Annotated in this window: 14 protein-coding genes; 11 read left to right on the plus strand and 3 right to left on the minus strand. The window is 57.2% G+C overall.

Features of this window, described 5'->3' with window-relative positions; translation table 11 throughout:
- Positions 1-145: 145 nt before the first annotated feature.
- Together BM035_RS10285 and BM035_RS10290 are read right to left on the minus strand one after the other, a co-directional pair.
- Positions 146-1,288 (minus strand): DcaP family trimeric outer membrane transporter, encoded by a 1,143-nt coding sequence (locus BM035_RS10285; protein WP_368073260.1) that lies wholly within the window; start codon positions 1,286-1,288, stop codon positions 146-148.
- 225 nt (positions 1,289-1,513) lie between these two features.
- On the minus strand, positions 1,514-2,515 hold the full coding sequence (locus BM035_RS10290; RefSeq protein WP_053115130.1) for a LysR family transcriptional regulator: 1,002 nt from the start codon (positions 2,513-2,515) through the stop codon (positions 1,514-1,516).
- Between the two features lie 202 nt (positions 2,516-2,717).
- Here BM035_RS10290 and BM035_RS10295 point away from each other — a divergent pair, with 202 nt between their 5' ends.
- The 10 genes from BM035_RS10295 to BM035_RS10340 all read left to right on the plus strand — a co-directional run bounded on the left by BM035_RS10295 (position 2,718) and on the right by BM035_RS10340 (position 15,082).
- Positions 2,718-3,857, plus strand: a complete 1,140-nt coding sequence (locus BM035_RS10295) for an acyl-CoA dehydrogenase family protein (protein WP_053115131.1) — start codon at positions 2,718-2,720, stop codon at positions 3,855-3,857.
- Between the two features lie 67 nt (positions 3,858-3,924).
- Positions 3,925-5,373, plus strand: coding sequence for a 3-oxoacyl-[acyl-carrier-protein] synthase III C-terminal domain-containing protein (locus BM035_RS10300; protein WP_053115132.1), 1,449 nt, complete (start codon positions 3,925-3,927; stop codon positions 5,371-5,373).
- Between the two features lie 28 nt (positions 5,374-5,401).
- Complete coding sequence (locus BM035_RS10305) at positions 5,402-6,601, plus strand: acetyl-CoA acetyltransferase (protein ID WP_053115133.1); 1,200 nt, start codon at positions 5,402-5,404, stop codon at positions 6,599-6,601.
- A gap of 76 nt (positions 6,602-6,677) precedes the next feature.
- Positions 6,678-8,345 (plus strand): acyl-CoA dehydrogenase family protein, encoded by a 1,668-nt coding sequence (locus tag BM035_RS10310; RefSeq protein ID WP_092031657.1) that lies wholly within the window; start codon positions 6,678-6,680, stop codon positions 8,343-8,345.
- A gap of 62 nt (positions 8,346-8,407) precedes the next feature.
- The gene (locus BM035_RS10315) at positions 8,408-9,328 is read left to right on the plus strand and encodes an SDR family NAD(P)-dependent oxidoreductase (protein ID WP_053115135.1); all 921 of its coding nucleotides are present in this window, start codon (positions 8,408-8,410) and stop codon (positions 9,326-9,328) included.
- A 52-nt stretch (positions 9,329-9,380) separates the two neighbouring features.
- On the plus strand, positions 9,381-10,238 hold the full coding sequence (locus BM035_RS10320) for a MaoC/PaaZ C-terminal domain-containing protein (RefSeq protein ID WP_092031660.1): 858 nt from the start codon (positions 9,381-9,383) through the stop codon (positions 10,236-10,238).
- Entirely contained in the window at positions 10,238-11,461 is a 1,224-nt protein-coding gene (locus BM035_RS10325) for a CoA transferase (protein WP_092031662.1), read from the plus strand. The genes BM035_RS10320 and BM035_RS10325 overlap by 1 nt, the downstream gene beginning before the upstream one ends.
- Positions 11,462-11,517: 56 nt before the next feature.
- Positions 11,518-12,648 carry a CaiB/BaiF CoA transferase family protein gene (locus BM035_RS10330; RefSeq protein WP_092031665.1) on the plus strand — a complete coding sequence of 377 codons (1,131 nt, stop codon included), beginning with the start codon at positions 11,518-11,520 and terminating at the stop codon, positions 12,646-12,648.
- A gap of 45 nt (positions 12,649-12,693) precedes the next feature.
- Positions 12,694-13,488 carry an enoyl-CoA hydratase/isomerase family protein gene (locus BM035_RS10335; protein ID WP_092031667.1) on the plus strand — a complete coding sequence of 265 codons (795 nt, stop codon included), beginning with the start codon at positions 12,694-12,696 and terminating at the stop codon, positions 13,486-13,488.
- A gap of 40 nt (positions 13,489-13,528) precedes the next feature.
- Positions 13,529-15,082 carry an acyl-CoA synthetase gene (locus BM035_RS10340; protein WP_217646341.1) on the plus strand — a complete coding sequence of 518 codons (1,554 nt, stop codon included), beginning with the start codon at positions 13,529-13,531 and terminating at the stop codon, positions 15,080-15,082.
- Positions 15,083-15,130: 48 nt separating this feature from the next.
- On the opposite strand, the gene BM035_RS10345 is transcribed toward BM035_RS10340, so the two are convergent.
- Positions 15,131-15,910: an enoyl-CoA hydratase-related protein gene (locus BM035_RS10345; RefSeq protein WP_092031670.1), complete on the minus strand. Its 780-nt coding sequence runs from the start codon at positions 15,908-15,910 to the stop codon at positions 15,131-15,133.
- A 253-nt stretch (positions 15,911-16,163) separates the two neighbouring features.
- On the opposite strand from BM035_RS10345, the gene BM035_RS10350 reads away from it, so the two are divergent.
- On the plus strand, positions 16,164-16,601 hold the full coding sequence (locus BM035_RS10350; RefSeq protein WP_053115141.1) for a PaaI family thioesterase: 438 nt from the start codon (positions 16,164-16,166) through the stop codon (positions 16,599-16,601).
- Positions 16,602-16,697 lie beyond the last annotated feature (96 nt).

The following is a 16,697-nucleotide window of genomic DNA, read 5'->3' on the forward strand; positions in this document are numbered from 1 at the left end:
ATTGCGCTTGACGGTATAAATCGGAGTCAGGTAAAGCCAAGGGGAGTTCGGGTTGCGGAGGGTCAGTCGGAGAGGTCCGGTAACCGTATAGCCCTACAATACCCGGGCCTGTCGGGCCCGGGTGTTTTCCCTTTCAGTGACTGACTCAGAAATTGTACTGGGCCGCGAACATCACTCGGCTTGCATCGCCATCGTCACCGTTTACTTTCTCCACCTCGAAGTAGCCATACTGAACGCCGAGATTTACGCTTTTCACTGGGCTCCACTGGTAGTTAACGAAAGCGTTGGTGTTGGTTTCGTGTTTGTCACCCACGGCCAGGCCATCATCGACAGCGTCGTCCCAATCCATAGTGGTGAAACCATAAACAATGTTGAATGCACCCGGGCCGGCCTTGATGCTGGTGCCCAGGTTAGCGCTGTAGCCGGTAATGGTTTCTACGTCGCCGTTGGCGTCCACATAGGCATCTTCACCATAGTAGTTGGTGCCTGAGCGCCACAGGTAGCCGTTGGCGCCGTCGGTATAGTTGACGTTGCCCTGAATGCTGACCGTATCGGTTACGTTGAACTTGGCCGAACCGAAGACAGCAAAGCCCAATGCCGCATCGTCTTTGGTGCCGGTGTCATAACCAACTTGCTGGACAAGTGCCGCTGTGGAAAACGCAACCGGCCCTGACTCTCCGGTATAGCGTGCAGTAAAGGTAGGGATGCTTTGTTTGGTCTCTACTGAGGCACTACCATCAGTGATGCTGGCTTTGGAATCTTCAGCAGCCAGTGACAAACCGCCAGTGGTGTAACGTACTTGAGTAGTTCGGCTGTATAAGCCTGCGTTGCCTGCTACTCCGTCGAATTCTAGGACAGAGGTGGCGCCAGTGAACGCAGTGTAGTTTGACCAAGTCTGCCCCATAAGCCAGTTTTTGTACTGACCAAAAGCGTGGCGAAGACGGACGGTGCTGGTGCTGGTCCGAAAGTCACCTTCAATGGTAATTTTTACATCATTCGGGAGCGTCGTGCGAACACCGAGCCTTGATTGAACAGCATCGGCACCGAAATAACCGGAAGCTTCATTGTCTTCTGCTGCGCCGGTGTTCACTTTACTGAAGTCGCCTGAGCGGGTGCCGGTGGAGCGACTGATATCTTCATCAATATCGTAGGAGGCGTTGAGTCGTGCATAGCCATAAATATCAACGGTTGCATCGCCGGCGGTAAATCCGATAGCGGCCGACTGTCCAGCGACACCCAGTGCGATGGCGGCTGTAGTCAGTTTGATGGCTGTGAATAAATTTATTATTGGGCATAGGGGGTTATCTCCAAAATTATTGTTGGAATATCGAAAATCTACACAGGCGTACCCTGACTGACGACTTCATGAAATTATCCTTGTACGTCAGGTAGCGCCTGAAAAGTAACAGTAGATATGTACTCCAACAATTATCTATATTCGATAATACCTATGCCCCGTTTATATGGCTGGCTACTGATTCCGACATTGGCAGACCCTATCTATCCGGTTTTTCTATGCATCCTCATGCAATATTTGGTTTTTACGGGTGTCGCCAATCTCCTTTGGATCGAATAACAATTTTCCATTCCAGATTCCGGCCTGCACCTGTATCGCCACTTGCTGCATGATGATCTCCGCCAGCTTGAGGGTGGCCACGGAAGAGGGAAGGTCCATCGGAGTGACAATCGCCAGGGTTCTGCTGATCTCCGGAGAGGTGATGGGGATGGCGACGACTTCGGATCTTGAGGCCATGTCGTGGACCGCTGCTGATGAAAGGATGGTGTAACCCAGTCCCCGCCTTACCATGTCCGTCAGCATCGGCCAGGCGCTGACTTCCAGTGCCAGGTTCAGACTTTTATTGCGCTCCGCCGCCTCTTTTTCCATTCGTACACGCAAACCATGTTTTTCTTCCGGCAGTACGAGCGGCAGATCCATTACTTCATCCAGGGTAATCTCGGAGAGCTTGGAGACCTTGGTGCCGGGGGGCGAGATCAGGTAAAAGCGCTCTTCGATCAATGGCCGGTAGCGCAGATTTTTCTGGCTGCCGTGGTGGCTGTAGGTTATGGCAAGATTCAGCCGGTGTTGCAATACCATCTGTTGTAGCGTGCCGCTCATTGCGGATTTCACCGAGAGGGTGACCTGAGGAAAGCGTTTGCGATATTCCTCGATCGTGGCTCCGGAGAATGTATGGGCTACGGTAGGCAGGAGCCCCAATGTCACCTGGCCGGTCACCTCGCCAGCAACGGCGGTCACATCGGCCTGGGTGCGCTCCAGGCTCTGCAGCAGTGTGTGGGCCCGTTCATAAAGAAGTTCGCCAGCTGCGGTCAACACCACCCCCCGGCCGTGTCGGACAAACACCTCGACGTTCAGGGCTTCCTCCAGCATTCGGATCTGTCGGCTCAGTGCGGGTTGCGCCACAAACAGCTTTTCGGATGCGCGACTGAAACTGCCGGTGTCGGCGACCGTCAGAAAGGTGTTCAGCTGGCGCAGGTCGATGTTCAGATTGAAAGGCATGCCATCCCTCTTCTATAACAATTAAGTATCTGTTATTCGCATTCTATACCACACTTATGCATTAGTCTTGGTGTCTGTTCTTTAATTAATAATATGCTGAAAAAATATAGCACATATAAAAAGTATATAATTGTTGTAGTTTTGCCTTGCTGATACGGTTACTCAAATCAAGGGTTTTCTGTCGCTTCAAGGGGATAACAATATGCAGAACCGGTCAATCTACAACAGTGACCATGAGCTGTTTCGTGATAATGTCCGCCGCTTTTTCCGTGCCGAGCTCGAACCCAATATCGAGCAATGGGAAGAGGAAAGCGTGGTGCCGCGCAGTCTTTGGGAGAAAGCTGCGGAGAATGGCTTTCTGTGTTGCGGTGTGCCGGAGGAGTACGGCGGTCCGGGGGCGGACTTCCTCTACAACATGGTGCTCTCCGAAGAAACCGGCTACGCCATTGGCGGTGCCAGTGTCGGCTTCTCCGTTCAGGCCGACATTGTTGCCTACTACCTGCTGAGCGCCGGTACCGAAGAGCAGAAAAAGTACTGGCTGCCAAAGATGGTAACCGCTGAAAAGATTGCCGCCATCGGCATGACCGAACCCGGCGTCGGCAGTGACCTGAAGAACCTCCGTACCACGGCCGTCAGGGACGGCGACGAATACGTTATCAACGGCCAGAAGACCTTCATCACCAACGGTCAGAACTGTGACTTTGTCCTGGTGGCCTGTACCACGGACCCCAGTGCCGGTGGCCGTGGCATCAGTCTGATTATCGTCGAAACCGACCGCGCCGGTTTCTCCCGCGGTCGCAACCTAGACAAGATCGGTCAGAAGGCGGCCGATACCTCTGAAATGTTCTTCCAGGATGTGCGTGTTCCCATCAGCAACCTGGTCGGCGAGGAAGGTGAGGGGTTCAGAATCATGATGCGGGAGTTGCCCCGCGAGCGAATCACCATTGCCTGTCGTGCGCAGGCCGAGGCCCAGCGCGCTTTCGACATCACTAGGGATTATGTCAAGGAGCGCAAAGCGTTCGGAAAGGCGATTTTCGAGTTCCAGAACACCCAGTTCACGCTTGCCGATATGAAAACCAATCTGGAAGTGGGCTGGGCCTACCTCGATCAGTGCATCAAGAAGTGTGATGAGGGTGTGTTGACCCCGGAAGAGGGTGCCATGGCGAAGCTCTGGACGACCGAGAACGAAGGGGTGGTCGTCGATAAATGCCTGCAGTTGTTCGGTGGCTACGGCTACATGCGCGAATACCCTATTTCCCGCATGTATGTGGATGCCCGCGTGCGTCGGATCTATGGCGGCACCTCCGAGATCATGAAGCTGGTTATCGGGCGCTCGCTTTAACGGCGCACAGAGCTCTTAATCACCACTAACGATTGTTGAGATTGCACAACTAAAGGAAGGAATTCACATGTTTGGTATAACCGCCTACGGTGCCTACATTCCCAGAACCCGCTTGTCCAAGGCGGCGATCGCTGATGCCAACGACTGGTTTGACCCCAGTCTCCGCGGCCTTGCCAAGGGTGAGCGCAGCGTCTGTAACTGGGATGAGGACACCATCACCATGGCTGTCGAGGCTGGGCAGGACTGCCTGTCGGTCCTCGATGCCGGATCCGTCAATACGCTGTACCTGGCGTCTACCACACTGCCGTTCCTGGATCGCCAGAACTCGGTGGTTGTGAGTCAGGCCCTGAATCTGGGTGATCAGCTTCGTACGATGGATGTTGCCGCCTCCCAGAGAGCGGGAACATCGGCCTTGATCTCCATGCTGGAGTCTGGTGCCAGCGTTAGCGGCAACGCACTGTTGGTGGCGTCCGAGCACCGGCGCAGCAAATGCGGTTCGCGTGCCGAAATGCTCTGGGGTGATGGCGCCGCGGCACTCGGTGTTGGTGCTGAGGAAGTTATTGCCGAATACCTGGGCAGCGAAACCTATGTGACTGACTTCGTCGACCATTACCGCGGTGAGGACTCGACCCTCGATTATGAATGGGAAGAACGCTGGATTCGTGATGAAGGTTACATGAAGAGCGTACCCAAGGCTGTTTCCCGCTTGCTCGAAAAGGCGGGTGTAAAAGCTGTCGACATTGCTCACTTTGTGTTGGCATCGGATCAGGCCAGAACACCGGCGGCAGTTTCAAAAGAGATGGGGATCCCTGCCGAGGCTCTGGTGGACAACCACATCGGTAGCGTGGGTGTATCCGGTGTGGCTCACCCCATCCTGTTACTGGCCGCCGCGCTGGAAAAAGCGACCGCAGGTGATCTGATCCTGGTGACCGGGTTTGGTCAGGGCACCGACGCGGTTCTGTTCCGTGCCACCGACAAGATCAAAGACAGACAGCCGAAAATCGGCTTTGCTGGCGCCCTGGCGCGTCGACGTGAAGACGCCAACTACAACCGTTTCCTGAGCTTCAACAACCTGGTTGAGCGCGAGGTTGGCAAGCGTGGTGAGATGGACAAGCAAAGTTACCTCGCTGCCATGTATCGCCGAAAGGATTTGTTGACCGGCTTCGTGGGCGGCCAATGTCGTAGCTGCGGCACCATTCAGATCCCAAAGGAAAATTATTGCGTTAACCCCGAGTGCGGCGAACTGGACAGTCAGGACGATTATCCAATGTCTGCCGTACAGGGCCGCGTCAAGACCTGGACCGCTGACCGTCTGACCTTTGACTGGAACCCACCTGCGTATTTCGGCCTGGTTGAGTTCGAGGGCGGTGGCCGTCTGATGATGGACTTTACCGAAGTAGAGCCGGGCTCGATCGATACCGGCGTGCCGGTGTCGATGCACTTCCGTATCCGTCAGTTCGATAACCAGCGGGGCTTCCGGAAGTACTTCTGGAAAGCCACTCCGGTCCAGCAATAACTTACGCAGCTAAGACAGGTGAATGACAATGGCTAGTGGAATCAAAGATAAAGTAGCGATCCTCGGGATGGGCTGCAGCAAGTTCGGTGAGCGCTGGGACGCAAGCCCTGCGGATCTGATGGTTGAGGCATTTGAGGAAGGTCTGGCAGATGCGGGCATCGATAAAACCCAGATCCAGATGGCCTGGTTTGGCGCCGGTATTGATGCATTCAACGTTGGCTCCAGCGCCATGCCGCTGTCGATAGCCCTGCGGTTGCCGAATATCCCCGCTACTAAAGTGGAGAATATGTGCGCGACCGGTACCGAAGCCTTTCGTGGTGCGGTTTATGCGGTCGCTTCCGGAGCCTGCGACATTGCGCTGGCACTGGGTGTCGAGAAGCTCAAGGACGTGGGTTACGGCGGCCTGCCACAGCGCACTCGCGGTGTTGAGAATGACATGTATTGGCCGAACCTGTCCGCACCAGGGGCATTCGCCCAACTGGCCAGCGGTTACCGCGCCAAGCACGGTGTCGACAAGGCTGACCTGAAGCGCGCCATGGCTCATGTTTCCGTGAAAAGTCATGCCAATGGCGCCAAGAACCCGAAGGCTCACCTGCAGCGCGAGATCACCGAAGAGCAGGCCATTAATGCGCCATATATTGCCGAGCCCATCGGTCTGTTCGATTGCTGTGGCGTCAGTGACGGTGCCGCCTGTGCCATCGTGACCACGCCGGAGATTGCCAAACGCCTGGGCAAGGCAGATCTGGTGTCGGTCAAGGCCCTGCAATTGGCGGTGTCCAATGGCGAGGAAGCCGGTTTCAAAACCTGGGACGGTTCGCACATCAAGACCACGCGCATTGCTGCCCAGCGCGCCTACGATGAGGCAGGTATCACGAAGCCCCGGGAAGAAATCAGCATGACCGAAGTGCATGACTGCTTCTCCATCACCGAACTGGTTACCATGGAAGATCTGCAATTGTCCGATGAGGGACAGGCGGTTCGGGATGTCCTTAACGGTGACTTCGATGCCGACGGTCGGATTCCGTGCCAGATTGACGGTGGCCTGAAATGCTTCGGTCACCCCATCGGCGCATCGGGCATGCGAATGATCTATGAGAACTACCTGCAGTTTCAGGGGCGGGCTGGAGCGCGCCAGCTCAAGGATCCCCGGCTTGCCTTGAACCATAACCTGGGTGGTTTTCCTCACCAGAACATTTGCAGCATTTCCATTATAGGTCGCTACGAATAAGGCGGGTCAGTGTGTGGCCGGGCGTCCGGCCACAGTGGTACGCCCCTTAAACAACCAGATTCGGGAAGGTGTCGTGATGAGTGTCAGTGAACAGGTCGCAGCTCTGGAGCAGGCGGGACGCTGTGTCAGTCAGGTCCGAGTGAATGTTCAGCAGGCCCTGAAGAATCTCCAGTCGTTTTCCATGGTGAACGGCAAGCTGGATTCCGATCTGCTGGATAAGCACCAGTTGAGCTGCTACGAGCTGGCTTTCTGTGCCGCCGAGCTTGCCGCTTCCGACGCCGTATGCCGCTATGCAGCGGACGCGGTGACTGAAGACGAGCTTGCCGCCAGTACGGCGCTGGCGTTTTCCTCCGAAGCGGTCAGTTCGGTGATCCAGCGATTGATCGCCCGTGCCGGCGATATGGGGCTGGACATCGCGGAGTTGTCGGGGCTCTACGCTGACAGCGACATCCGTGAACTGCGCTCCGTGTACGGCAGTGGTGAGTTCCTGGCCTCGGTCGGCGCCACGGTCAGCGAGCGTGGCAGCACCCGCTTGCCGACCCTGCTCAATGAAGACAAAGAAATGGTGCGGGACATGTTCGCACGCTTCGGTGCGGACGTGGTGGCCCCCCTGGCCGAGCAAATCCATCGGGAAGACTTGGATATTCCGGACGAAATCCTTCAGCAGGCGGCTGAACTGGGGTGTTTCGGAATCAGTATTCCGGAGCGTTTTGGCGGCCTGCAGCCGGACGATCGGGACGACAGCCTCGGCATGATCGTGGTGACGGAGGAGTTGTCCAAAGCTTCCCTGGGGGGCGCCGGTTCCCTCATTACCCGCCCGGAGATCGCCGCCAAGGCCCTGCTTCAGGGCGGCACTCAGGCTCAGCAGGAAACCTGGCTGCCCCGTATTGCCTCCGGCGAAACACTGTGCGCCATTGCCATTACCGAGCCCAACTACGGCTCCGATGTGGCCTCGCTGGGTCTGAAAGCGACGCCGGTCGAGGGCGGCTGGGTTCTCAATGGTAGCAAGACCTGGTGCACCTTCGCCGGCAAAGCCAGCCTGCTGGTCACCATGGCTCGCACCGAGCCCGACCCGGCATTGGGGCACAAGGGGCTGAGTCTGTTCCTGGTGGAGAAGCCGGCAACACCAGGCCACCGCTTTGACCATCGCCAGCCCGGTGGCGGCACCATTTCCGGCAAAGCCATTGCCACGCTCGGCTACCGCGGCATGCATTCCTACGATGTGTTCTTCGAGGACTACTTCGTGCCAGCGGACCACCTGATTGGTGAGGAAGCGGGCCGGGGCAAGGGCTTCTATTTCACTATGGCCGGTTTCGCTGGCGGTCGCATCCAGACCGCCGCCCGGGCTACGGGGGTCATGCAAGCCGCATTCGAAAAGGCGCTGGGATACTCCCGGGAGCGTAAGGTGTTTGGCAGTGCGGTGGGGGACTACCAACTGACCCGCGTAAAACTGGGGCGAATGATGGCCACGCTTTCCGCCTCCCGCCAGTTCAGTTATTCGGTAGCGCGGATGATGGATGAAGGGGCGGGCCAGATGGAGGCCAGCCTGGTGAAGCTGTTCACCTGCCGTGCTGCGGAATGGGTAACCCGGGAAGCCATGCAGATTCACGGTGGCATGGGGTACGCGGAAGAGTCGGCCGTCAGCCGCTATTTCGTGGATGCCCGGGTGCTGTCGATTTTCGAGGGCGCGGAGGAAACCCTGGCCCTGAAAGTTATTGCGAGAAACCTGGTGGGTAACGCCTGAACGCTGGCAAATTGTATTGAACAACATTGATGAATCAAACAAGAGACCTGTAGGAGGGTGTCATGAGCAACAGTAAACTTCTTGAAGGAAAAGTCATCGTCGTCACCGGCGCGGGCCGTGGTATCGGGCGTGCAACATCGCTGATGTTGGCGCAGAGCGGGGCGAAGGTTGTGGTTAACGACATCGGCGGCAGCGCCGATGGTTCCGGTAACGATGCCACACCGGCCCAGGAAGTGGTCGACGAAATCAAGGCGGCTGGCGGTGATGCGGTTGCCAACTTTGACAGCGTGACCGAATGGGAAGGTGGTCAGAAGATCATCCAGTCCGCCATTGATACGTTTGGTCGCATCGACGGGGTGATCAACAACGCCGGTAACCTCCGCGATGTGATCTTCCACAAGATGACCGAGGAAGACTTCGATGCGGTCCTGGCCGTGCACCTGAAGGGTACTTTCAACGTCAGTCGTGCAGCCGCGCCGATCTTCCGTGAGCAGGGTAGTGGAACCTTCGTCAATATGACCTCCACCTCCGGTCTGATCGGTAACTTCGGCCAGGCTAACTATGCCGCTGCCAAGATGGGCGTTGTTGGTCTGTCCAAGTCCATGGCGCTGGACATGCAGCGTTTTGGTGTGACCTCCAACTGCATCGCGCCCTTCGCCTGGAGCCGTCTGATCGGCAGTATCCCGACCGACAGCGAAGAGCAGAAAGCCCGGGTGGCCAAGATTCAGCAAATGACCCCGGACAAGATTGCCACCCTGGCAGTGTCCCTGTGCAGCGACCAGGCGAAGAACGTTACGGGCCAGATCTTTGGTGTTCGCAACAACGAGATCTTCCTGTTCAGTCAGCCGCGCCCATTCCGTTCCGCACACACCTCCGAGGGGTGGACGCCGGAAACCGTTCTGGATCGTGTGCTGCCGGCCTTTGAAGCCGATTTCTATCCATTGAGCCGTTCCGCTGATGTCTTCAGCTGGGATCCGTTCTGATCTGCGGATTGGAGCAGGGGCGGAACGATAGCAACAGGAAAGGAGAGCAACGGTGGCCATCGATTACGACAAGCTGATGAATCGTAAGTTTGAATGCCTCAAGCATCAGTACACAGAGAAGGACACGATCCTCTATGCACTGGGTGTGGGGCTGGGTATTGATCCCCTGGATGAGGACTGCCTGAAATTTGTTTATGAAGATGGCCTCAAGGCACTTCCCAGCCAGGCCAATGTGTTGGCCTACCCGGGGTTCTGGGCGAAAGAACCGGATACCGGCATTGACTGGGTCAAGATCCTCCACGCTGGTCAGGAAATGATCATGCACAAGCCGCTGCCAGCCTCCGGGCAGGTAGAGGCAACCACCAAAATCACCGACATTATCGACAAGGGTGAAGGCAAGGGGGCGCTGATTATTTCCGAGCGCACAGTGCGCGACAGTGCCACCGGAGAGGACCTTTGCACCCTGGTGAGCACGACCCTCGCCCGTGGCGATGGCGGTTTTGGCGGCCCTGCGGTTGCCTCTCCCAGGCCGGACCCGATTCCCGAGCGGGAGCCGGATCACGTGTGTGACCTGCCCACGCTCGCCCAGGCCGCACTGATTTACCGTTTGTCCGGCGACTATAACCCGCTGCATGCGTCACCGGAGGTGGCCAGGGCTGCCGGCTTCAAGGCGCCGATCCTGCATGGCCTGTGTACCTTCGGTGTGGCAACCCACGCCATCCTCAAGACGTTGTGCGATTACGACCCTGCCCGGTTCCACCGCATCCGCCTGCGGTTTTCATCCCCGGTCTACCCCGGTGAAACCATTCGCACGGAAATCTGGCGTAACGGTCAGGAGGTGGCGTTCCGCTGTCGCGTCGTCGAGCGTGATGTGGTGGTGATCAACAACGGCTATGCCGAGGTCAACTGATGCAAAGCATACTTTCAGGATTCCGCGTTGTTGAAGGCAGTGCGTTCGTTGCGGCCCCATCGGGTGGGATGACGCTGGCCCAGCTGGGGGCCGATGTTATCCGCTTCGACCCGATCGGTGGCGGCATTGACTACAACCGCTGGCCGGTGACCGCTGATCAGAAAAGTCTTTACTGGCACAGCCTGAATAAAGGCAAGCGTTCCATTGCCGTGGACTTCCGGCGTCCGGAGGGTCAGGAGTTGCTGACCCGGCTGATTACTTCTCCCGGGGAGGATGCTGGCATGTTCCTGACCAACTTCCCGGCCAAGGGGTGGTTGTCCTATGACCAGTTGAAGGGTTATCGGGATGATCTGATTTACATGAACCTGACCGGTGATCGCAATGGCAAAAGTGCGCTTGATTATACCGTCAACTGCAAGGTGGGCTTCCCCTCAATTACCGGTGTGGGCAAGAGCAAATCGATCCCACCGCTGAATAACCCCATGCCGGCCTGGGACGTGATTACCGGCCAGCAAATCGCCCTAGGGCTATTGGCCGCGGAGCGCCATCGGCTGAAAACCGGTGAGGGCCAGTTGGTGAAGATTGCGCTGGCGGATGTTGCCCTGGCAACTCTGGGTAACCTTGGCTATATCGCCGAAGCGATGATTAACGGCACCGAGCGTGATGCCATTGGTAACCATATTTATGGCACCTATGGCCATGACTTTGCCTGTCAGGATGGTGAACGGGTGATGGTGGTCGGGGTGAGCCCGAACCAGTGGAAGGCGATTGTCGAGGTTACCGGCACCGCTAATGAAATCAACGAACTGCAAACCCGGATGGGACTGGATTTCAGCAAGGAAGGGGACCGTTACCAGGGCCGGGAGCAGATTACCGAGATATTCCAGCCCTGGTTCGCACAACGGCCGTTCAGCCAGGTGGCAAGTGAACTGGACAATGCCGGTGCGTGCTGGGGTAAGTACCAGACCATCAAGGAAACCGTGGAGTCGGATATTGACTGTTCGACGGACAACCCTTTATTCCAGATGGTGGAGCAGCCAGGCATCGGGGAGTACCTGATGCCGGATCACCCGCTGAATTTCACCTCGCTGGAGCGGGAGCCGGTACGCCGGGCCCCGAAGCTGGGTGAGCATACCGAGGAAATTCTTGCCGACACCCTGGGCCTGTCTGCGCCGGAGATCGCCAAGCTGTTTGACCAGAAGGTTGTGGCCGGATCTGACTAAACATAATAATGCCATCCGCCGGCACAGTTGCCGCGGGATGGCATGGGAGACGTTGTATGGGACCGCTACATGGCGTCCGTATTATCGAATTGGCCGGTATCGGCCCCGGCCCGTTCTGCGGCATGGTGTTGGCGGACCTGGGGGCAGAAGTCATCAGTGTGGAACGTGTCGGCGCCCAGGCAGAGAAGCCCGCACTGGACTGCAGTCGCAGGGGCAAACGATCCATTTCTCTCAACCTCAAGAGCGAGGCCGGTGTCGAGGCCCTGTTGAAGCTGGTGGAAAGTGCCGATGCCCTGTTTGAGGGATTCCGCCCCGGGGTGGTCGAGAAACTGGGTATCGGTCCCGAACAGTGCCTTGAGCGCAATCCGAAGCTGATCTACGGGCGCATGACCGGGTGGGGTCAGTATGGTCCGATGGCTCAGGCCGCCGGCCATGATATCAACTACATCTCTCTCACCGGGGCGCTTCATGCCATAGGCCGTCGGGGAGAGAAGCCGGTGCCGCCACTTAACCTGGTTGGCGACTTTGGTGGCGGCGGCATGTTCCTGGCACTGGGCATCGTCTCTGGCATACTCGAGGCCAGGACATCGGGCAAGGGCCAGGTCATCGACGCAGCCATGACCGACGGTTCCGCCGTGCTGATGTCGATGTTCAACACGGCCTATGAGATGGGGCGCCATTCCCTGGAGCGGGGCACCAATCGTCTTGATGGCGGCGCCCACTTCTACGACACCTATGAAACCCGCGACGGTAAATACATCTCCATCGGCTCCATCGAACCCCAGTTCTACAATCAGCTGCTTGAGGTGGCCAACCTGCCGCGCGAGCAGTTCGGGCAACAGATGGACCAGTCGCGCTGGCCCGAGCTCAAGCAGGCCATTGCGGACGTGTTCCTGCAGAAAACCCGGGATGAGTGGTGTGAGCTGATGGAAGGGACGGATATTTGCTTCGCACCGGTCCTCGATCTGAAAGAAGCGCAGAATCATCCCCACAACCTGGCGCGGCAGACCTACGTGGATGTGGGCGGTATCAAACAGCCGGCACCAGCGCCCCGGTTCAGTCGCACGGAGCCTTCTGTCCGGCATGAAGCCCGGCCTTACGGCGCTGATACCGATGCGGTACTGGCCGAAGTGGGGTACAGCGCTGAACAGCTTGACGAGATGCGGGCACAGTCGACGTGCGGTTGATGATCCGTCCAACCGGGACGGCCTATTCAGGAGGACGATAATAAAATGACCCACTTGCTCTACGAAGTAGAAAACAACGTTGCGTATCTGACCATGAATCGCCCGGAAGCCCGCAATGCGCTCTCGATCGAGATGCGGCAGAAACTGCTTGAGACGCTTCAGGCCCTGGAATCGGATGACAGCGTACGCTGCGTGGTTCTCCGGGGAGCTGGTGAACACTTCCTGGCCGGTGGCGATGTGAAGTCGTTCATGGAGTTCACCGAGCTCACGCCGCAACAGCGTCGACTGACCTTTGTCAATCGTATCCACGGCCTTAATACGATCATGTACACCATGCGGCGCCTGCGCAAACCCATCATTGCCAGCGTTCGCGGAGCGGCGGCCGGCGCCGGGGTCAGCCTGGCGCTGTGTTGTGATCTGGTGGTAGCGGCCGAGGATGCGTTTTTTACCCTGGCTTATTCCCACATCGCCAGTAGCCCGGATGGTGGCGCGTCCTATTACCTGCCACGTCTGGTCGGCACCAAGAGAGCAATGGAAATCGCATTGCTCGGCGATCGGTTTAGCGCCGGGCAGGCCCTGGACATGGGATTGATCAACCGGGTGGTTGCGACTGAAGAGTTGCAATCCGAAACCCGGACCCTGGCGGAACGTCTGGCCAAGGGTCCCACCAAGGCCTACGGCAACATCAAAAAGCTGATCCTGGAGTCGTCGGACAATTCCCTGGAAGAACAGCTGCAGTCGGAGGCCGAAACCTTCGGCGACAGCGCCATGGCCGAGGACTGGGTCGAGGGTGTCCGGGCATTCAACGAAAAGAGACCCCCGAAGTTTACCGGGCGCTGAGTCCGGTAAGGGGAGTGAGGAAGTTCACAGGAGACACGCAGTGACAAATACAACAATCGATAAGGCGTCGTTCAAAGGCATCGTCTGCGGCAGCAGGCACCTGACCCATGAAGAATTCCAGTACAACATCCGTCAGGCCGCCAACGGGTTCAAGCGTATGGGCGTGCAGCCGGGCGATTGTGTCGGCATTTTCATGCGCAATGATATTCCTTTCCTGACCGCCAACCATGCTGCGAATTATGTCGGGGCCTATGGCGTTCCTATCAACTGGCATCTGGCCGGGGAAGAGCTGGAATATATCCTCAAGGATTGCGGTGCCAGGGTCATGGTGATCCATGCCGACCTGTGGCGCCGGATTCATCAGGCCATCCCCGGCGAAGTCCAGTGCCTGGTGGTGGAAACACCGGAAGACATCCGGGCCGCATTTGATCTGGATCCGGATGCGTGCGCCGTGCCGGAGGGACAGACCAACTGGCAGACCTGGCTGGCTGCCGAGGAGCCCATCGCGGAGCCGGCGCAGGCCGGACCGTCATCCATGTTGTATACCTCGGGCACAACCGGACATCCCAAGGGTGTGCGCCGCGTTACCCTGGATCAGGAAGGCGCGGCACAGATGCGTGATTTTCGCTCCAGGGTCTACGGCTGCGCGCCCGGGGCTCGCTGCATGGTGCCCGGTCCGCTCTATCACAGCGCCCCGAACGGCTACAGCATGCAGGCTTCCAAGATCAGTGATCTGTTGGTGATCGCCCCCCGCTTTGATGCCGAGGGAGTACTGCGGCTCATTGAGGACTACAAGCTGACGGCGGGCATTATGGTCCCCATCATGTTCATTCGCATGCTGAAACTGCCTGAAACGGTGCGCAACCGGTATGACCTGTCGTCACTGGAGTTCATTATTCACGCGGCGGCGCCCTGTCCGGCGGATGTGAAGCGCAAGATGATCGAATGGTTCGGGCCGGTGATCAACGAGTTCTATGGCTCTACCGAATCCAGCGCGGTGGTTGCTTGCAATTCCGAGCAGGCGCTGGCGAAACCGGGCAGCGTGGGCAAGACGGTCCCGGAGGCGGAACTCCGCATACTGGATGAACAGGGCAACTGCCTGCCTCCTAACACCGTCGGGGAAATCTACTCCCGGTTCCCGTTGCTGGATTTCACCTACCACGGCAAACCCGAAGCGCGGGTGGAAATCGACCGGGATGGCTTCATCACCTCGGGGGACATGGGCTATCTGGATGAGGATGGCTTCCTGTTCATTGCCGACCGGGTCAAGGATATGGTGATCTCCGGTGGTGTGAACATCTATCCAGCGGAAATCGAGTCGGTGTTGCACAATTACCCCGGGATCAAGGATTGTGCGGTCTTCGGGATTCCCGATGAAGAGTTTGGCGAATCGGTGATGGCGGTGGTTGAGGCGGAAGGCGCTAATGATATCTGTGTAGACAAAGTTAAAGCCTATCTCCGTGAGCATCTCGCGGGTTTCAAGGTGCCAAAAACCATCGAGATTGGATCAGACCTGCCACGGGAAGATTCGGGCAAGATTTTTAAGCGTCGCCTGCGTGACAAGTATTGGCAGCAGGCTGGCCGGAAGATCTGAGGTTGCCATACTGCTGGCATGCATACGGCCTCCTGGGCTTTCCGGGGCTCAGTATCCGCGGAATGCCGGCCGCCTCCTGCGATGATGAGCATCGATTGCTTCGGCGAAATCCTCGGTGTTGAAGGCCGTTTGCTGGCATTCGGCCTCCAGGCTAAGTGCGGAGGAGAGATCCAGTGTCGCGGCCATCGCCACTTCTTTCTTGATCAGGCCGAGAGCGGTGGTTGGTCCGGACGCCAGTTCGCAGGCCAATTCCTCGGCTGCCATCCAGAGCTGATCATTGTCCACTACTTTGTGGGCCAGCCCCCAGGCAAGTGCCTGCTCTGCCCCGAAGGTACCGCCGGTCAGTGCGAGCGCGGCTGTACGTCGTGGGCCGAGGGCGCGGGTCATAAACCAGGAGTTGCCGCCGTCCATGACTGCGCCAATACGGGCAAAGGAAATATGAAATGCTGCATCCCGGTTCACCAGCATAAGATCAGAGGCCAGGGCAAGGCTTACGCCCGCGCCTGCAGCAGGGCCATTGACGGCAGCTATGACCGGCACCGGCAGGCTGGTCAGCCGCCTGATGATCTGATTGATTCCGTTTTCCACCTGGTCACCAATGGTTGTGCGCCGGGTGAGGATTTCATCCGGCTGGACATCGGCGCCGCTGCAGAATCCTCGGCCGTTGGCGCGGATTACAATGGTGCGAACATTCAGGTCTGACTCCTGTTTTGTAAGCAGCCGGAGTAACTCCGTGCGCATCTCGTTGCTCATCGCATTGAGGCGGTCAGGTCTATTCAAGGTAATGGTCAGAATGTTGTTGTTTATCTCATGTATTGTATCGGCCATGGTTACTCCAGATGTTATTGTCTTTTGGCGATTTGTCGACTGATCTATCGGTATTTAAAAGTAACCCGGAATTGCTCTTTAATCTGACTTTTGGCATATCCGATCGGCATGGAAAATATAGATAAATTATAACTGCGCCAATGCAGGCATAGTGATAGCGTTGAGTCCCATTCCTGGTGATCTTGCAATCCGGATTTTACAAAAAGGATAACCGTAGCGACATCATTCATGGCCAACAGATTGTGAGAGTAATATGAGTGACGCAAACTTACAGTTTGAAGATTCAAATATGAGCGGTTTTCGGGAAGTTCTAGGGTTTTCCGTAACTGACTGGGAGCCTGGTCGTGCTGTCATTACCGCAGAGATGACTGAACGTCATCTCAATCGTAATGGTTTTGTTCACGGTGGGGTATTTGTGTCCTTGCTGGATAGTGCCGCAGGGCTTTGCGGAACATACTGCTCGGTGCCCGGCAACGTCAGGCGTTGCATTACGATATCGCTTAACACCCATTTCATGAATCCATTGCAAGCAGGGGTGGTGCGGATCGAAGCTGAGATGGTCAGCCGCGGCAGGAAGATATTTTTCGTCCAAGGAAGAATTACTTGCGGAGAGCTTCTGATCGCGACAGGCCAAGGCACCTTTCGCTATGTCCTGGGAGGCGAAAATGAGGAGGGTGTTCCCGTAGATTGACGTCCGTCAAGTCATGCCTGTCTGGCATGGAATCTATAAAATATGGGACGTTGTTGATATTGCTTTGCGGTGGTAGCTTGATCCTGTGAAGTGGAT

The sequence above is a fragment of the Marinobacter sp. DSM 26671 genome, from assembly GCF_900112835.1.
In the GTDB taxonomy this organism is placed as follows: Bacteria; Pseudomonadota; Gammaproteobacteria; order Pseudomonadales; family Oleiphilaceae; genus Marinobacter; species Marinobacter flavimaris.

Coding starts and splice junctions, on each gene's coding strand:
- BM035_RS10290 (WP_053115130.1), bottom strand. CDS start 2,515: ATGCCTTTCAATCTGAACATCGACCTGCGCCAGCTGAACACCTTTCTG.
- BM035_RS10295 (WP_053115131.1), top strand. CDS start 2,718: ATGCAGAACCGGTCAATCTACAACAGTGACCATGAGCTGTTTCGTGAT.
- BM035_RS10300 (WP_053115132.1), top strand. CDS start 3,925: ATGTTTGGTATAACCGCCTACGGTGCCTACATTCCCAGAACCCGCTTG.
- BM035_RS10305 (WP_053115133.1), top strand. CDS start 5,402: ATGGCTAGTGGAATCAAAGATAAAGTAGCGATCCTCGGGATGGGCTGC.
- BM035_RS10310 (WP_092031657.1), top strand. CDS start 6,678: ATGAGTGTCAGTGAACAGGTCGCAGCTCTGGAGCAGGCGGGACGCTGT.
- BM035_RS10315 (WP_053115135.1), top strand. CDS start 8,408: ATGAGCAACAGTAAACTTCTTGAAGGAAAAGTCATCGTCGTCACCGGC.
- BM035_RS10325 (WP_092031662.1), top strand. CDS start 10,238: ATGCAAAGCATACTTTCAGGATTCCGCGTTGTTGAAGGCAGTGCGTTC.
- BM035_RS10330 (WP_092031665.1), top strand. CDS start 11,518: ATGGGACCGCTACATGGCGTCCGTATTATCGAATTGGCCGGTATCGGC.
- BM035_RS10335 (WP_092031667.1), top strand. CDS start 12,694: ATGACCCACTTGCTCTACGAAGTAGAAAACAACGTTGCGTATCTGACC.
- BM035_RS10345 (WP_092031670.1), bottom strand. CDS start 15,910: ATGGCCGATACAATACATGAGATAAACAACAACATTCTGACCATTACC.
- BM035_RS10350 (WP_053115141.1), top strand. CDS start 16,164: ATGAGTGACGCAAACTTACAGTTTGAAGATTCAAATATGAGCGGTTTT.